This is a genomic window from Desulfovibrio sp. MES5, from assembly GCF_002237645.1.
Lineage (GTDB): Bacteria > Desulfobacterota > Desulfovibrionia > Desulfovibrionales > Desulfovibrionaceae > Desulfovibrio.
The window spans coordinates 1-14,743 of the sequence record NZ_MJUZ01000039.1 but is presented as its reverse complement, the minus strand read 5'-3'; the positions used below and the strand labels follow the sequence as shown (position 1 = coordinate 14,743).

The window sequence follows — 14,743 nt, the reverse complement described above, 5'->3', positions numbered from 1 at the left end:
CCCGGCGGGCTGTGTGGGGGGTGGGGGGGGGGGGGAGAGCAGCACTCCCGGATGTCCACCCCCCCCCTCCCCCACAAAGCATTTCAACGTGATAGTCCAGCTAGCGCCGACTAGTGCATGACCTGCGATTTACGGAAGTTCACGTAAGCCTCGCGCATGGCAAGATAGGGATCAAGAGCCACGCTGTTCAGGTCTTCATACAGGGGCAGCACATCGCCAAGAGCGTTGAAGCGAAGGCCGCCGCCCACGCCTGCCCCGAGTTCCCAGGGCTTCAGGTAAAAGAGCGGGTCGGCAAAGAGGTCGCCCACGCGGCCAATGGTATCGCGCGCGGAGCTGGGGCCAATAATGGGCCACACCAGGTAGAAGCCCTGCCCTATGCCCCAACGACCCATGGTCTGACCGAAGTCTTCACCGGTGGGATCAACGGGCACAATGGTTTTATGGCCCTTGGCCACATCGGCGAGGCCCAGGCTTGATGTGGTGTTGATGACAAAGCGGCCAAATTCCACACCAGCTTCCATAAACCGGAATTGCAGGATGTTGTTCACAAAACGCACGGGAAAGAGGAGGTTTGAAAAGAAGTTTTTCAAACCGCCGCGCACCTGATGCGGCGTGATGAATACCCAGGCGTCATAGGCAGGCCTGGCAATGTACAGATAGAAAATGTCATTGAAGTGGAACCAGAAGCGGTTCCAGGGTTCAAAAGGGTCGGCGATGCTGCCGATATCGGCGGTATCGTAGTCGTCCAGATCGTCGGCATGACGCAGGGAGCCATAGGGCGTGACGGTAACGGCCCCGGCGGGCAGCATGGGCGCGCCGCCATAAACCGTGGAGGGCGCGGGAGACTGCCTGACGCCTTGAGCCGCCATGGCCCGGTTGCCGTCCAGGCCAATGACGCCGACCAGCAGCAGGATGCTGAGCGCGAGAGTTTGCGCCTGACGCGACAGATAGTTATTTGGCATGTTCCTGCCGCACTTCCACTGCCTTGTCCTTGATGCGGGCAATGAGGTTTTCCGGTGAATCCGTGTTCAGGATGTCCTGAAACTGGGTGCGGTAGTTTTTGACCAGGCTGATATTTTCAATAAGCACGTCATAGACCATCCACTTGCCGTTTTTGGGCAGCATGCGGTAGGCCACGGGCACTTTTTTGCCGTCCTTCATGGTGATGACGCTGCGCACCTCGACCCGGTCGCCCTTGGGTGAAGCCACTTCGCCGGTGTACACCACCTGCTCGCCGTTGTAGCCGTCAATTTTGTTGATGTAGGTGCTGATGAGCAGGTCGGCGAAAGCGTCACTGAAGGCTTTTTTCTGTGTCGGCGTAAAGGACTGCCAGCGGGGGCCCACGGTGCGCGAGGAAAATTCGCCGAAGTCGAAAATGTGCAGTACTTCGTCTTCGATCTGCTGACGGATGGGCCCGCGCGTGGCGGGATTCACGTAATCAGGATTCTTGATGAAGTTCAGGATGCGGTTGGTGGCCGTCTCAAGAGCCTGCCGGGCAGGAGAATTGGCCTGCGCTGCGGCAGGCAGGAGAATGAAGGCCAGCAAGAGACCGCACAGGGCAAGAGTGATGCGGCGTGAAAATGCATGGGAGAACATCTATTTCACTCCTCCAAAAGCATATTTGCTGATAAGGGATCCCAGGTCAACTGCGGATTCCGTTTCTGTAATGGTGTCGCCGGGCGCAAGCATGTGTTCCGAACCGCCCCGGGAAATACTGATGAATTTGTCGCCGATAAGGCCGCTGGTGCGCACGGAGGCAATGCTGTCATCAGAAAGATGCAGGTCCTTGTCGAAGCGCAAACGCACCACGGCCTGATTGCGCATGGGGTCGGGGTCAAGCCGGATGCCGGTGACCTTGCCCACGGGCACGCCCGCCATTTCAACATCCGCGCCCACACGCAGGCCCGACACAGAGTCAAAATTGGCATTGAGCTCATAGCCAGGGCCAGTGAAAACTTCCATTTTGCCAAGCTTGATGGTCAGGTAGGCGACACAGAGCAGGCCTATCAGCACAAAAAGGCCCACAGCGGTTTCTCGTACGGTATTCATTGGGTTTGCATCTCTCCCCCATAGCCGAGGCTACAGTCATTCTTCGATACTATATGAAGGCAGGCGCAAATTTTCAAGCATTATGCCGAACATGCCAGGGGTGTTACTGGCGGCATGCCGGATTCACTGCTGAATTCCGGCAGCGCGCCCTGGCGGCTTGTCTTCAGGCTACAGTCGCCTTGCTGCGCAGCGGGTCACATTGTCTGGCGCAAGGGGCGCTGGGGGCCCCATACGCGATGAAATCTGGGCGCGCAAAGCCTTTTGCGCGCATCTGCATGTGCTTATGAAGCCAGCCAGTTGTCAAGGGCCTTGCTTACCGCAGGGTCAATGGGCTGGTGCAGGTCGCGGCGCTCGTCACCGGCTTCGCGGTGTAAAAACTGGCGCAGGTATGGGTTGTCGCTGGCCTCAAGTTCGGCCAGGGTGCCGGAAAACAGCGCCTTTCCGTCAGCCAGCACGAGTACGTGGTCGGCAATGGCCCGCAGGCTCGCGAGATCATGGCTCACCACAACCACGCTCATGCCCGTGTACTGCTCACGCATGGCCAGCAGCAGGTCGTCCATGCGGGCGGCGGTTATGGGATCAAGCCCGGATGTGGGCTCGTCGCAGAGGAGCACGCGCGGTTCCGCCACAATGGCCCGCGCAAGCCCGGCGCGTTTGCGCATGCCGCCGGAAAGCTGGTTGGGATAAAAATCGGCAAATTCGTCAAGGCCAACCATGCGCAGCACGCGCAGGCCCGCCTCGCGCACTGTGGCGGCAGGCAGGCGCAAATGTTCGCTCAGGGGCAGGGTGACGTTTTGCACCAGGGTCAGAGCGCCGAGCAGCGCGCCGTCCTGAAAAAGCACGCCCATATGGCGGCGGATGCGGCGAAAGTCGGCCTTGCCAAGGGAGAAGAGGTCGCGCCCACCAACGAGCACATGGCCGGAAAGGGGCCGCGAAAGACCGATAATGTGGCGCAGCAATGTGGATTTGCCGCAGCCGGAGCCGCCCAGGATGACAGACACCTTGCCGCCGGGCAATACCGCGTTGACATCGTGAAGAACTACATGGCTTCCGTAGCCAACGGTGAGATCCTTAAACTCTATGTCCCATGCTTGCATGTGCTGCCTGCCTTCAAAAGAATCGCCAGGGCTGCCGGAGCAAAAACATTGGCTTTTGTCCGCCCGCCAGGGGTAACGCACAGCTTACCCCAGGCGGAGCGGGGGAACAAGTTTGACTTTTCGACCAGCCTAATCGGTAGGCATGTCGTCGGGAAAGTCAACGTTGGCGTATACGTTCTGCACATCGTCGTTGTCGTCCAGGGCGTCCATGAGGCGCAGAACCTTCTGGCCCATGTCGGCGTCAACACCCACCAGGTTTTGCGGCACCATGGCAAGCTCGGCCGACTGCATGGCAATGCCCGCAGCTTCAAGGGCGTCACGCACGGCCGTAAAATCGCTCATGGCCGTGTGGATGGTCCATTCGTCCTCATCATCAATAACGTCGTCGGCTCCGGCTTCCAGCGCCGCTTCCATAATCTTGTCTTCAGGGTAGGCGTTCTTTTCGATGCTGATGACGCCCTTGCGGTCAAACATCCAGCCAACGCTGCCGTTTTCACCCATGGCGCCGCCATGCTTGGAAAAAAGGTGGCGTACTTCGGCAACGGTGCGGTTCTTGTTGTCGGTGGCCACTTCAACCATGACGGCAATGCCGCCGGGGCCGTAGCCTTCGTAGAAGGTTTCGGTGAGATCGCCGCCAGCGTCTTCGCCGGTGCCCTTGCGGATGGCGCCCTCAATCTTGTCCTTGGGCAGGTTCACCGCCTTGGCTGCTGCGATGGCCGCGCGCAGGCGGGAGTTGCTGACAGGGTCGCCGCCGGTCTTGGCGGCGATGATGATTTCCTTGGCAGCCTTGGTGAATATCTTGCCGCGTTTGGCGTCCTGACGCCCCTTGCGGTGCTGAATATTGGCCCATTTGCTGTGACCAGACATAAAACCTCCGAAACCTTTAGGGAATAATTGTTTTACCGGCCCGGCGGCGTTGCCACCGGATCGGTCTGGTCCGGCTTGCCGTGAAAACCAAGGCCAACAAAAAACGTTTCCTTGCTTTCGGCACGCGAACTCTTGGGTTTGAAGGACTTGACCGTTGTAAATGCCTGACGCATGGGCGCCAGCAGTTCCTGAACGTCCGGGCCCATGAAAATTTTCACCACAAAGCCGCCGCCCGGCTTCAAATGCAGGCAGGCGACAGCCAGAGCCTCCACGGCCAGATCCAGCGAGCGGGCCTGGTCGGTAAAGCGGGTGCCTGTTGTGCGTGGGGCCATGTCGCTTATGACAAGGTCAAAGGGGCCGAGTTCTTGCAGCTTGGTTTCAAAGGCCGAAGAGCGGTTAAACACGTCCTCTTGCATGAAGGTGACCTGGGGGGGGAAGGTCGTCTCCGTACTCTGAATGTCACAGGCGAGAACCAAACCCTTGGATCCTACCTTTTCCGCCGCGCCCAATGACCATGAGCCGGGGGCTGCCCCCAGGTCCAGAATCTTTTGGCCGGGTCGCAACAGGCGGAACTTGGCGTCCAGTTCCTTGAGCTTGTAGACCGAACGCGCGGGATAGTTCTCGCGCTTGGCCTTGAGGAAGTAATGGTCTCGATATTCCTTCATAATAAATACCAACACGAAACCATACTCTTTTTTCTTTGCTTCGCCAAGTGGCGCTGTGGGGACGAGCCCGCGAAAAAAAATGACGCGTTGACCAGACCGTATGGATGCGCTAGCTTATTAGTAAGTTTTCACAGGTAGCGACGATTTCCCTCGTTGCGCGCCAAAAAACTAAGGAGTTCATACATGAAAAAAGGTCTACTGGCTTTGTGCGTTATGTGTTGCGCCCTCCTGATCGGAGCTGGCGCGGCTCAGGCTGAGAGCGTCAAGGTTCCTGTCAATAAAATAACCGATGACGGCGTTGGCGACGCCATCGGCTTCATCACTTTTACTGATGACAGCAAGGGCGGCGTGGACATTCTGGTGGACGTGGTGGGCATCAGCGAAGGCCAGCACGGCTTCCACGTACATGAAAATCCCTCTTGCGCTCCTGCCGAAAAAGACGGCAAAAAGGTGGCTGGCCTCGCCGCTGGCGGCCATTTTGACCCCGATAAAACCGGCAAGCATGAGGGCCCCGGCAAGCACGGCCACAAGGGTGACCTGCCCGCCATCACCGCCGATGCCAAGGGCGAAGTCAAGGGCAAGCTGAGCGCCCCCAATCTGGCCGTCAAGGATCTCAAGGGCCGTTCCGTGGTTATTCATGCCGGCGGCGACAACTACTCCGACCAGCCCGCTCCCCTGGGCGGCGGCGGAGCCCGCATAGCCTGCGGCGTGATCAAGTAGCACGTTCAATCCTTCCTTTTTTATTGGCCCCGCCGCGAAATGTGGCGGGGTTTTTTTGCGTGGCGGGCTTGCCCGTGGCGGCAGGCATTGGCTATGCTGCGCGTCAGCGGGCAGGGCAAAATGATTTTCAGACGCCCGCGTTTGCCCCGGCATTTTGCCCTCGCCTCTGGCGGCGGTATTTACGCAGTACGGGCACGATATGGGGGCGAAACGGGTTCGCGGAACGGCAGGAAGTGCGGGCAGGCATGTCTGTCCGACATCTTTGGCAGACATGTTTGGCAGGCGTTATGGCAGGCGGAGCAAAGCCGCGCTTGCTGCTCCCCCTTGGCGAAAAATATTCACGCGGTATGGGCAGGCGGTGCAGCCCGCCCGCTGACGGGTCTTGTCCACAGTAACCGCCATGCGCACGACCGGGCGGCAAACCTGTGGCGACGCAACGGCAACAGTATATAACGGCAACTCAGCCGATCGGAAAACGCTTGAATACAGGTCACGCATCCAGACCACAACGCACACGGCTGCCCGATTTTTCCGGGCGCATGCTGACGCTGCCCGACGGGCAGGAGTCCTGGCGGCGCATGGGCGAAGGGGACAACGCGCTGGTTTTGGGGCTCGGCCCCGGCTGTCCGTGGCAAACGCCCCTTGCGGCGGACGCGCGCACTGTCTACTGGCTTGAGCATGCCCCCACTCTGCAAGCTCTGCCGCCTCTTGACCAAAGGGGCGGGGCGGTTCCGCCCGCCCATTGGCAACAAGTGTCCGAGGATGTGGCCGTGGCCGTGGCCGGCCATTGCACATGCTATTTTTATGGCCCTGGCATGCGCCTGGCTCCCGAATTCTGGGGGCCGCTGTTGGGCCGCGTGGACGCCGCGCTGCTGGGAGCTTCCGTGCAGGCGGAGGCGGCGGCACAAAACGACGGCCCTGCGCATGCCGCGCCTGACGGGACCGCTGCGCCTGCCACGCCTGCCACGCTTGTCGTGCCTGACGAGGCCGCTATGCCTGACAAACCTACTGGGCCTTGCCTGAAGCGTGCAGCACCACGCACTATCCGCCAAAAATCGCGCGGAGCTGTGCTGCTGCCGGGGCATGACGGCCATCTGCTCCATCAGGAATTGCGTCAGGCCCTGACGGCCTGCGGGCTGGGGCCAGTTTTGCCAATGCCGGATGAATGGCAGGCGCGCGCGGATGTGTATGCCGTCTGGCGTGAACTATTTTGTCAGGGCACGCCGCGCCTGCTGTTGTCCGTGAATCTGCGCGGGCTGGACGCCGAGGGACGGATGTTCCATCTCTGCCGGGACATGGGCGTGCCTGTGGCCCTGTGGCTGGTGGACAATCCCTGGCATGTGCTGTCCGCCTTGCGTCTGCCCTGGTGGCGGGAGGCCCACATCTTTGTGACGGACGCCTCCTTCATGCCGGAACTCGTGGAAGCCGGGGCGCGGCATGTGCACCATCTGCCGCTGGCGGTGGCTCCACACATGTGGCGCGCGCTGGAAGCCATGCCTGCTGCGCCGGAAATGGATGGGCCGCTTTTTGTGGGGCGCTCCGCCTTTCCGCAGAAGGAACGTTTTTTTGCGGCGGCCAGTGTGCCGGAAAGTCTCCAGAATGAAGCGCTGGCGCTGCTTGAGAACAATGAAACGCCGTCAGGCGGCCCCAATTATTTCTGGTGGCGGCATCGGCTCGGAGGGGTGGCCTGGCCCGGCTCCGCCGCGCGCGGGGCGGGGCTTGGAGCGGAAATCTGCGCCCGCGCCAACCGCGCCCGGTGGCTGCGGATTCTGCTGGAGGGCAGGGCGGGCAAATATGACGGAGCAAGCGGGGAGGAACGTCCGCCGCTGCGGATCATCGGTGACGCGGACTGGAAGACACTGCTGCCCGGCGCGGATATTCTGCCGCCGGTGGATTACTATACGGCCCTGCCCCAATGGTATGCCCGCGCGGCGACGCTCAATGTCACCAGCCTGCTTTTGCCGCACAGCCTGAGTCAGCGCCACTTTGACGTCTGGGCTGCGGGCGGGGTGCTGCTCAGCGACGCCACGCTCGGTCTGGGCATATTTGCCCCGGATATTGCTGACGCCATTCGCCTTGATCGGCCCGAAGATTTCTGGCCGCGCTGGGACGCCCTGTGCTCCCGGCCTGCGTATGCGCGCGACCTTCGGCAGGCCTGGCGTGAACATTTGCGGCAGGCCCATGAGTATATGCACCGGGTGCGGCGCATTTGCGAGATGGCCGGGATTGAAATGGCGGCTGCTGAGCAGGACATTTCGTTGTGACAATGCCCGCGTTACCAGAAGCGCCAGTTGCTCTCGTTCTCTTGAACAGGGCATGACGGCCTGACGGACTCTGCATACACGGTGCGCACACGGTGCCCGCTCGGCGCGTGCATGACGCGCGTTTACGGGTTTTGCGGCAGGGGGATACGTGTGCGCAAACGCAAAGCACTTGACAGTGGTGCGCGTATTGCCTATTGCTTTCTTCCTGCGATGTTTCCAATCGTGGGGAAGTAGCTCAGCTGGGAGAGCATCGCCTTCGCAAGGCGGGGGTCGAGGGTTCAAATCCCTTCTTCTCCACCATCTTTTAAGGGGTTACCTGATTACAGGTAACCCCTTTTTTGTTTTTCCATCACCATATCCTGACATTCGCTGAAAAAGGCTTGAGCATGTATCTTTGAAAAAAGGTACATGCTTTAATCCTACATGAGGGCAGCACGCCGCAACACGGTGTAAATTATGTCGATCGTATTATTGGCGCATGACAATTTTGAAATGCCTTGCTGTCTTGAAGACGCCGCCTCTGGAACCCCGGCCTCAACGCAAAAACAAGAGTTTTAGGGGGAGGGGGCGTGGGGGAGGAGACCCTTTTGCAAAAGGGGCCCTCCCCCACAAAGCTTTTCAGACTGAAGTCCCTCTTAAAGTACGCACACAGGGCCGCCGGGCTCGCCGGACGGACGGCTCATGTCATTTGCGCGGAGGTGATCACCCTGATTCCCGCCCGGCCTTGCAGGGCAGCATTAAGAAGAGCCTGCGCAATCTTTGCACCGGGATTGATGCGCAACGCTTTGGGAACCAGTGGATTGAGCAGTTGCAGCACCTTCAGGGCCATCTGTTCGCCAGGGCGGCGCTCCTTTCTGTCGCCGCCGATGAGCGCCGGGCGCACCAGTGTGAGCGAAGGAAAGCTCAGCGCCGCCAAATCGGCTTCCAGTTCTCCCTTTACCCGGGAATAGAAGAAGCGGGAGTTGGGGTTTGCCCCCATGGCAGAGACGATGGCGAAACTTGGGGTACCGTGCATTCTGGCGAACCGGGCGACGGCAAGCGGATAGTCATGGTCCACCTCGCGAAACTTGGCTCGGGAACCGGCTTTTTTGATGGTGGTGCCCAGCGTGCAGATGACGGCGTCGGCCTGCCACCAGTCGGCATCCGCTGGCAGATCATCAAAACGCACGACTGGTGCCACTTGTTTGGCGTGGGGCGCGGTCAGGGGGCGACGTGTGGGCGTCACCAGCATGTCGACGCGCGGGTCGTCAAGCGCCTGGCTCAGAACCTGTTGCCCGACAAGGCCAGTCGCTCCCACAAGAAGAAGTTTCATGTCAGTCTCCTCATGCGCCGTATGCAGGCGTTGTTGGTCACTCCCGCGCCGTGCGCTCGCGGTCGCTTCATGCCCGCAGCTGTTCAGACCAAAGGCACGGTCGCGGCCACAGCCTGCCGGCGCACCGATGGCAAGGGCCATCTTGTCCCCTTGCCTGTCTTGCCTATTTGGCCCGTCCGGCTCTCGCGATTGATGGCATCACGCGACGATCTCGCCATTGCGGATCGCCACCCGGATGGCCTGCGCCGTTGTGGCGACGCCCAGGCGTTTGCGTATGCGGCGCAGATGGTTTTCTACCGTGCGTTCGGAAAGGGCAAGGGTCGCGGCGATTTCCCCCTGCCGCCGTCCTGCGGCTGTCCAGGTCAGCACCTCGCGTTCACGGTCGGACAGTGTGCCGATGGCATCAACAGGGGGCGACTCCAGCAGTCTGCGCGCCGCGAGAAAGGCTGTTTCCGCAATAAGTTTCAGCGCGAGGCGAGCCTGCGGGGAAGCGTTGATTCGCTCCCCGCCGAAGCTCATGGCCCCTTCCAGCCCCAAGGGGCCGAACACGGGGACCTGAAGACCGTGAACCCCTTCGCCCTGGGGGATGCGAACGACACGGTAGAGCTCGCCTTCCTTGCTCTTGGTCTTGGACCAGAAGAATGGCTCGCGGGCTTCCAGAATGTGCCGCGTCACAGGGCAGCGCCGCACATAGGTGACGGCGTCGACCGGCTCATGGCCGCCAAACCAGTTGCCCTCGACCCAATAAATGCTCTCGACCGTGTCGTCCCGACCGGTGGACGCCGAGAAGAGCACGAAGCGGTCATAACCCAGCGGGGCACTGAACGCGCGAACCTCGCTTTTGATCACGGAAAGGCTGCTCGCGCCCTCAATGGCGAGGGCGCACCGAAATGCCGCTTCCTGCATGATCTTTTCCAGCATCAGGCGGCGACTTCCTTAAGCAGCGTCTGCGCCGCGAGCTTGCCGAGGGCGTTGGCTGCCAGCGGACTGTCGCCGGTGAGCAGATTGCGATCCCTGTGCACCGCGCCAGAAATGGCATCCCCGTTGATGATTTCAAAGCCGAGGCCGTTGAGCTTCTCGCCGAATTTCCAGGTCAGGTGCCCTGGCGTGTAGCCGATATCGGGGAGCATGGCGTCAATCACGTCGGGGAAGGCGCAAATCTTGAAGCCGCGGTAGATGTCGCTGTCGCCAACGGCGAGGAAGGCCGCAGGGCCGTGGCACAGCGAGATGACGAATTTGTTGTTGGCCGCCGCCCACTTCAGGGCCGCGCCCACATCCTTGTTCTTTGGGATGTCGATGAGCGCGCCGTGGCCACCGGGAATGAAGATGGCGGCGTAGTTGTTAAGACCCTGGGCAAGAACCGTCGACAGCGTGAGGGGCTGCTTGAACTGCGGATGGCATCTGGCGAACAGGCCCTGTACTTCCTCATCTTCAGAAGGCATGGCCCAGTATTCGAACTTGACGGGATTTCCCGATACGGTGGCCACGTCAAAGGCAAAACCGGCCTTGTCGAGATGGTACATGGGCAGCAGCGTTTCCACCGGGTGGTTGCCGGTGGAGAAGAACGTGCCGTTGTCGGTCAGAAGGTAACGTTCGTCAGCGCCTATCATCAGAATTTTTTGTGCGCCCTTGTAGGGGGCAGGATAGTCTGCGCCGCTCAGGTCGGACTTGGGCGAGGTGAACTGACTCAGTGAATAGCTTGAAGGAAAGAACGCGTCCTTTTCTGCCGGGTCGGGTTGCGGCTTTTTATCGGAAACATTTTGATATGTCATAGCAAACTCCATGAGTTGTTCGTTGATGTTTCAAGCATGGCATGACGGGTAGCATGGCGCAATGAGGGATTTCCGCAGTGCTGCAACTTCACTGTGCGGCGCGGCGCAGTATTTTACCCTGTTGCCATAGCTTTGCACATTTTGTTAGTCTGCAAAAATCTTCGGGTTTTCTGTTTGAAATTTTTTGGAGGTTACCAGGCTGTAATGAACAATTTTTCAGATCAAAAAGATGCGCCTGCGCCCTGTCAGCTGGTAACCGGCGGCGCTGGATTCATCGGCTCGGCCTATGTGCTTCAGGCCCGCCGCGCCGGAATACGCGTCATCAATCTCGACAAGCTCACCTATGCAGGCAATCCGGCCAATCTGTCTTCGCTGGCAGGTGATCCGGATCATATTTTGGTTCGCGGCGACATCGGCAATGAAGAACTGGTGGCTTTTTTGCTCCAGACCCACAGGCCGGACGCCGTGGTCAATTTTGCCGCTGAAAGCCATGTGGACCGCTCCATTGTGGACCCGGACGCCTTTGTGCGCACCAATGTGCTGGGCACGGCGTCCCTTCTGCGGGTGGTCAAGGACTGGTGGCGCGCCCTGCCCGCCCACAGGGCGCAGAAATTTCGTTTTCTGCATGTGTCCACAGACGAGGTCTATGGCGCTCTGCAACCCGGCGATCCGGCGTTTACCGAGGCCACGCCGTACAGCCCAAACAGCCCGTATTCCGCCTCCAAGGCGGCCAGCGACCATATGGCGCGCGCCTTTCACGAAACCTATGGCCTGCCCATACTGCTGACCAACTGCTCCAACAATTACGGGCCGCGCCAGTTCCCTGAAAAGCTGATTCCGCTGATGATTCTTAACGCGCTCGAAGGCAAGCCTTTGCCCGTGTACGGCAAGGGAGCCAATATCCGCGACTGGCTGCACGTGGAAGACCATTGCGCCGCCATAGCCCGCGTGCTTGAATCGGGCGCTGTTGGGCGGTGCTACAATATCGGCGGCCACGCCGAGCGCACAAACCTTGAGGTGGTGCGCTCGGTCTGCGCCATTCTGGATGAACTGGTTCCTTTGAGTCAGGGCGGCCATGCCGACCTCATAACCTTTGTGACGGACAGGCCGGGCCACGATTTTCGCTATGCCATCGACTGCTCCAGAATAGAAAAAGAACTGGGCTGGAAGCCGGTGCACGCATTTGAAAGCGGCCTGAAAGAAACGGTCGCGTGGTATCTTGCCAACAGACCATGGGTCGACCATGTGCGCAGTGGCGCGTACAGGGACTGGCTTGCCGTCAATTACGGGCAGCGCGTCGCCGCAACGGGAGAAACGCGATGAACCAGTGGAAAGGCATCATTCTGGCCGGGGGATCCGGCTCACGCCTCTACCCCCTGACCCTCAGCGTGAGCAAACAGCTCATGCCCATTTACGACAAGCCCATGATTTACTATCCCCTGGCCACCTTGCTCATGGCGGGCATCCGTGACATCTGCCTTATCTCCACGCCCGAACATCTTCACCTGTATCAGGCTTTGCTGCATGACGGTTCACAGTGGGGATGCTCTATCCACTACGTTGAGCAGCCGCGCCCCGAAGGGCTGGCGCAGGCCTTTTTGCTGGCTGAAGACCATATTGGCGGGCATAGTGTCTGCCTTGTGCTTGGCGATAACGTCTTTTTTGGCCACGGTATGACTGAACTCACCCGCGAGGCCATGGCGCGCGAGAGCGGCGCTACCATTTTTGGCTATCATGTGCGCGATCCGCAGCGCTACGGCGTGGTGGAATTTGACGCAAACCGCCGCGTGGTGAGCATTGAAGAAAAGCCCCTGGAGCCCAAGTCAAACTTTGCGGTCACGGGGCTCTATTTCTATGATAAGGACGTGGTGGACATTGCCAGAGCTGTGCGCCCGTCGGCGCGCGGCGAGCTGGAAATAACCGACGTCAATAATGCCTATCTTTCCCGTGGCGACCTGCATGTGGAGCTTGTGGGGCGCGGCATAGCCTGGCTGGATACGGGCACCCACGATTCGCTCATGGACGCGGGGGCCTTTGTGCAGGCGGTGGAGAGCCGCCAGGGGCTCAAGGTGGCCTGCCTAGAAGAGATTGCCTGGCGCAATGGCTATATTTCATCCGATGACGTGCGCGCCCTGGCGCGGCCCATGTCCAAGACGGGCTATGGGCAATATTTGCTGGATCTTGTGGACACGGGGATAGGACAGTGGAAGTAGTCGAAACGCCCATAGAGGGCGTCAAGCTCATCAAGCCTAAGGTCTGGGGCGACAGCCGCGGATACTTTGTCGAAACCTGGCAGCAGCAACGCTATGCAGCGGCGGGCATTGACCTGCCCTTTGTGCAGGACAACCATTCCAGATCAGCCTACGGCATTTTGCGTGGCCTGCATTTTCAAAAAACGCGGCCCCAGGGCAAGCTGGTGCAGGTCTCCCTGGGCAGCGTCTTTGATGTTGTTGTAGACATCCGCGCGGGGTCGCCCAGCTTCGGGCAGTGGTATGGCATTGAACTGACGCAGGACAACCAGTGGCAGTTGTGGGTGCCGCCGGGGCTGGCGCACGGTTTTGTGGTCACCAGTGAATACGCCCATTTTCACTATAAATGTACGGAATATTACTGCCCCCAAGACGAAGGCGCTATATGCTGGAACGACCCGGATCTCGGCGTGGTCTGGCCGGTGGAGCATCCCTTGCTGTCGCAAAAGGATGCGGTAGCGCCCTCGTGGCGGGAATTTCAGGCGGGACTTGCGGCAATGTGACCGGCAACGGGAATGGGCAAGCCATACTCTGATGCGATTTTCGGCTGAATGAACATTTGAAATGTGAAACATTTCAAAGTTAATCTGCTCTGGAAGCTCCCCGTTTCGGCGGGGAGCTTCTTTGCGTGTACTGTCGCCGCTATAAAGAACGAAAATCCAGAGCAGAGTACTTTTGTGATGGCGTTTCGACTGAAAGACGCGGCATCTGTAATCTCCGCTTCAAATCAGAAAACCCGTTCTGCTCCCCTACAAAACAGTAAGAGTTTTAGGGGGTGGGGGTGTGTGGGAGGGACCCTTTTGCAAAAGGGTCCCTCCCACACAGAGTATTATGGCTTTAGCCAGTTGAGCGCGCCAGCGCGCGAAACAGAGAACCACCCGCTATGCGGGTGGGGACAAAGTGTTATACACACAAAAACACCCTTCCTGTACGATGAAGTTGTTCAAGCCCATCGTAATTTTTAAAGAAGGGTGTTTTTGTTATGGGAACCAAGGCCCAAAGCTTAGCTCACACAAAATGGCTGTGCAAGTATCATATCGTGTTTACACCTAAGTATCGAAGAAAAATAATATTCGCAGAACTGCGCGATAGTATAGAAGAAATCATGCAGAGTCTTTGTAAGTACAAAGGGGTAGAGATTTTAAAAGGGCATTTGATGCCAGACCATATACACATGCTGGTGATGCAATGTCCCCCATGAATCAAGCGGCCTTTAAGGGAGTATCCTTCCGTTTTTTACCAGCCTGCTGATGCACGCATTGCGGGGTCTTCCAGCCAAGCGCCGAGTGCAGGTACGTGGTATTAAAGAGTTCTATCCAGCCGGAAAGTGCGTCGGCCAAGTGCTCAAGGCTGCGCCATTCATGCAGCCAGAAAAGTTCTTCCTTAATCGTGCGCATTGTCCGTTCAGTATCCACGTTTCCTTTGGGATTGTTATAGCTGGTGAATGCCTGTAAGATGCCTAGTATCGCGCATTCACGTACAAAAGCCTTTCCTGTTGGTTGGCAGCCGTTATCACTCATCAGGCTCAAACCCTGTTCTCGGACGCCTTCGGGAAAGTGCGCTTGAATGCCCATCTCCAAGGCTTGCAGCCACTCGTGACTTCGGCTTTGGTAGCCAGCACGATGGCCGACGATCTTTTTAGAAAACCAGTCCACTACCAGTACAACATACACCCAGCCACTTTCCGTCATGACCTTGGTCATATCGATGCCCCACCACTGGCAGGGCCGAACAGGGCGCGGCTTGCT

15 protein-coding genes, 1 tRNA gene and 1 pseudogene are annotated in these 14,743 nt (G+C 59.1%); 7 read left to right on the top strand and 10 right to left on the bottom strand.

Annotation, left to right across the window (positions count from 1 at the left end; translation table 11 throughout):
• Positions 1-110 precede the first annotated feature (110 nt).
• The 6 genes from BCS36_RS10355 to BCS36_RS10330 all read right to left on the bottom strand — a co-directional run bounded on the left by BCS36_RS10355 (position 111) and on the right by BCS36_RS10330 (position 4,678).
• Complete coding sequence (locus BCS36_RS10355) at positions 111-962, bottom strand: VacJ family lipoprotein (RefSeq protein WP_291302815.1); 852 nt, start codon at positions 960-962, stop codon at positions 111-113.
• Entirely contained in the window at positions 952-1,596 is a 645-nt protein-coding gene (locus tag BCS36_RS10350) for an ABC transporter substrate-binding protein (RefSeq protein WP_291302814.1), read from the bottom strand. Before BCS36_RS10350 ends, BCS36_RS10355 begins: the two co-directional genes overlap by 11 nt.
• Positions 1,597-2,049: an outer membrane lipid asymmetry maintenance protein MlaD gene (mlaD, locus tag BCS36_RS10345; protein ID WP_291302813.1), complete on the bottom strand. Its 453-nt coding sequence runs from the start codon at positions 2,047-2,049 to the stop codon at positions 1,597-1,599. It lies immediately after the preceding gene.
• Between the two features lie 281 nt (positions 2,050-2,330).
• The gene (locus BCS36_RS10340; protein ID WP_291302812.1) at positions 2,331-3,146 is read right to left on the bottom strand and encodes an ABC transporter ATP-binding protein; all 816 of its coding nucleotides are present in this window, start codon (positions 3,144-3,146) and stop codon (positions 2,331-2,333) included.
• Between the two features lie 129 nt (positions 3,147-3,275).
• A complete protein-coding gene (locus tag BCS36_RS10335; protein ID WP_291302811.1) occupies positions 3,276-4,013 on the bottom strand; it encodes a YebC/PmpR family DNA-binding transcriptional regulator in 738 nt (245 codons plus the stop codon).
• 32 nt (positions 4,014-4,045) lie between these two features.
• The gene (locus tag BCS36_RS10330) at positions 4,046-4,678 is read right to left on the bottom strand and encodes an RlmE family RNA methyltransferase (RefSeq protein ID WP_291302810.1); all 633 of its coding nucleotides are present in this window, start codon (positions 4,676-4,678) and stop codon (positions 4,046-4,048) included.
• Between the two features lie 183 nt (positions 4,679-4,861).
• On the opposite strand from BCS36_RS10330, the gene sodC reads away from it, so the two are divergent.
• The 3 genes from sodC (at position 4,862) to BCS36_RS10315 (ending at position 7,962) form a co-directional block, all read left to right on the top strand.
• Positions 4,862-5,398, top strand: coding sequence for a superoxide dismutase [Cu-Zn] SodC (gene sodC, locus BCS36_RS10325; protein WP_291302809.1), 537 nt, complete (start codon positions 4,862-4,864; stop codon positions 5,396-5,398).
• A gap of 479 nt (positions 5,399-5,877) precedes the next feature.
• Positions 5,878-7,662, top strand: coding sequence for a DUF3880 domain-containing protein (locus tag BCS36_RS10320; protein WP_291302808.1), 1,785 nt, complete (start codon positions 5,878-5,880; stop codon positions 7,660-7,662).
• A gap of 224 nt (positions 7,663-7,886) precedes the next feature.
• Positions 7,887-7,962, top strand: a tRNA-Ala gene (locus BCS36_RS10315).
• 379 nt (positions 7,963-8,341) lie between these two features.
• Here the strand turns inward: BCS36_RS10315 and BCS36_RS10310 are convergent.
• The 3 genes from BCS36_RS10310 to hchA form a co-directional block, all read right to left on the bottom strand.
• Complete coding sequence (locus tag BCS36_RS10310) at positions 8,342-8,974, bottom strand: oxidoreductase (RefSeq protein ID WP_291302807.1); 633 nt, start codon at positions 8,972-8,974, stop codon at positions 8,342-8,344.
• Positions 8,975-9,172: 198 nt separating this feature from the next.
• A complete protein-coding gene (locus BCS36_RS10305) occupies positions 9,173-9,895 on the bottom strand; it encodes a PA1136 family autoinducer-binding transcriptional regulator (protein ID WP_291302806.1) in 723 nt (240 codons plus the stop codon).
• Positions 9,895-10,746 (bottom strand): glyoxalase III HchA, encoded by an 852-nt coding sequence (gene hchA, locus BCS36_RS10300; RefSeq protein WP_291302805.1) that lies wholly within the window; start codon positions 10,744-10,746, stop codon positions 9,895-9,897. Before hchA ends, BCS36_RS10305 begins: the two co-directional genes overlap by 1 nt.
• A 204-nt stretch (positions 10,747-10,950) precedes the next feature.
• Here hchA and rfbB point away from each other — a divergent pair, with 204 nt between their 5' ends.
• The 4 genes and pseudogenes from rfbB to tnpA all read left to right on the top strand — a co-directional run.
• Complete coding sequence (rfbB, locus tag BCS36_RS10295; protein WP_291302804.1) at positions 10,951-12,069, top strand: dTDP-glucose 4,6-dehydratase; 1,119 nt, start codon at positions 10,951-10,953, stop codon at positions 12,067-12,069.
• Entirely contained in the window at positions 12,066-12,959 is an 894-nt protein-coding gene (rfbA, locus tag BCS36_RS10290; protein ID WP_291302803.1) for a glucose-1-phosphate thymidylyltransferase RfbA, read from the top strand. The genes rfbB and rfbA overlap by 4 nt, the downstream gene beginning before the upstream one ends.
• Positions 12,950-13,498, top strand: coding sequence for a dTDP-4-dehydrorhamnose 3,5-epimerase (gene rfbC / locus BCS36_RS10285; protein WP_291302802.1), 549 nt, complete (start codon positions 12,950-12,952; stop codon positions 13,496-13,498). The genes rfbA and rfbC overlap by 10 nt, the downstream gene beginning before the upstream one ends.
• A 479-nt stretch (positions 13,499-13,977) precedes the next feature.
• Positions 13,978-14,178: pseudogene (gene tnpA, locus BCS36_RS10280) on the top strand (IS200/IS605 family transposase); the annotation flags it as partial.
• Between the two features lie 19 nt (positions 14,179-14,197).
• Here the strand turns inward: tnpA and BCS36_RS10275 are convergent.
• Positions 14,198-14,743, bottom strand: a 546-nt coding sequence (locus BCS36_RS10275) for a DDE-type integrase/transposase/recombinase (protein ID WP_291302029.1), incomplete at its 5' end; no start/stop codon positions are given.

Excerpts from the sequence above, each read along its gene's own strand:
- BCS36_RS10355 (WP_291302815.1), bottom strand. The coding sequence starts at position 962 with ATGCCAAATAACTATCTGTCGCGTCAGGCGCAAACTCTCGCGCTCAGC.
- BCS36_RS10350 (WP_291302814.1), bottom strand. The coding sequence starts at position 1,596 with ATGTTCTCCCATGCATTTTCACGCCGCATCACTCTTGCCCTGTGCGGT.
- mlaD (WP_291302813.1), bottom strand. The coding sequence starts at position 2,049 with ATGAATACCGTACGAGAAACCGCTGTGGGCCTTTTTGTGCTGATAGGC.
- BCS36_RS10340 (WP_291302812.1), bottom strand. The coding sequence starts at position 3,146 with ATGCAAGCATGGGACATAGAGTTTAAGGATCTCACCGTTGGCTACGGA.
- BCS36_RS10335 (WP_291302811.1), bottom strand. The coding sequence starts at position 4,013 with ATGTCTGGTCACAGCAAATGGGCCAATATTCAGCACCGCAAGGGGCGT.
- BCS36_RS10330 (WP_291302810.1), bottom strand. The coding sequence starts at position 4,678 with ATGAAGGAATATCGAGACCATTACTTCCTCAAGGCCAAGCGCGAGAAC.
- sodC (WP_291302809.1), top strand. The coding sequence starts at position 4,862 with ATGAAAAAAGGTCTACTGGCTTTGTGCGTTATGTGTTGCGCCCTCCTG.
- BCS36_RS10310 (WP_291302807.1), bottom strand. The coding sequence starts at position 8,974 with ATGAAACTTCTTCTTGTGGGAGCGACTGGCCTTGTCGGGCAACAGGTT.
- BCS36_RS10305 (WP_291302806.1), bottom strand. The coding sequence starts at position 9,895 with ATGCTGGAAAAGATCATGCAGGAAGCGGCATTTCGGTGCGCCCTCGCC.
- hchA (WP_291302805.1), bottom strand. The coding sequence starts at position 10,746 with ATGACATATCAAAATGTTTCCGATAAAAAGCCGCAACCCGACCCGGCA.
- rfbB (WP_291302804.1), top strand. The coding sequence starts at position 10,951 with ATGAACAATTTTTCAGATCAAAAAGATGCGCCTGCGCCCTGTCAGCTG.
- rfbA (WP_291302803.1), top strand. The coding sequence starts at position 12,066 with ATGAACCAGTGGAAAGGCATCATTCTGGCCGGGGGATCCGGCTCACGC.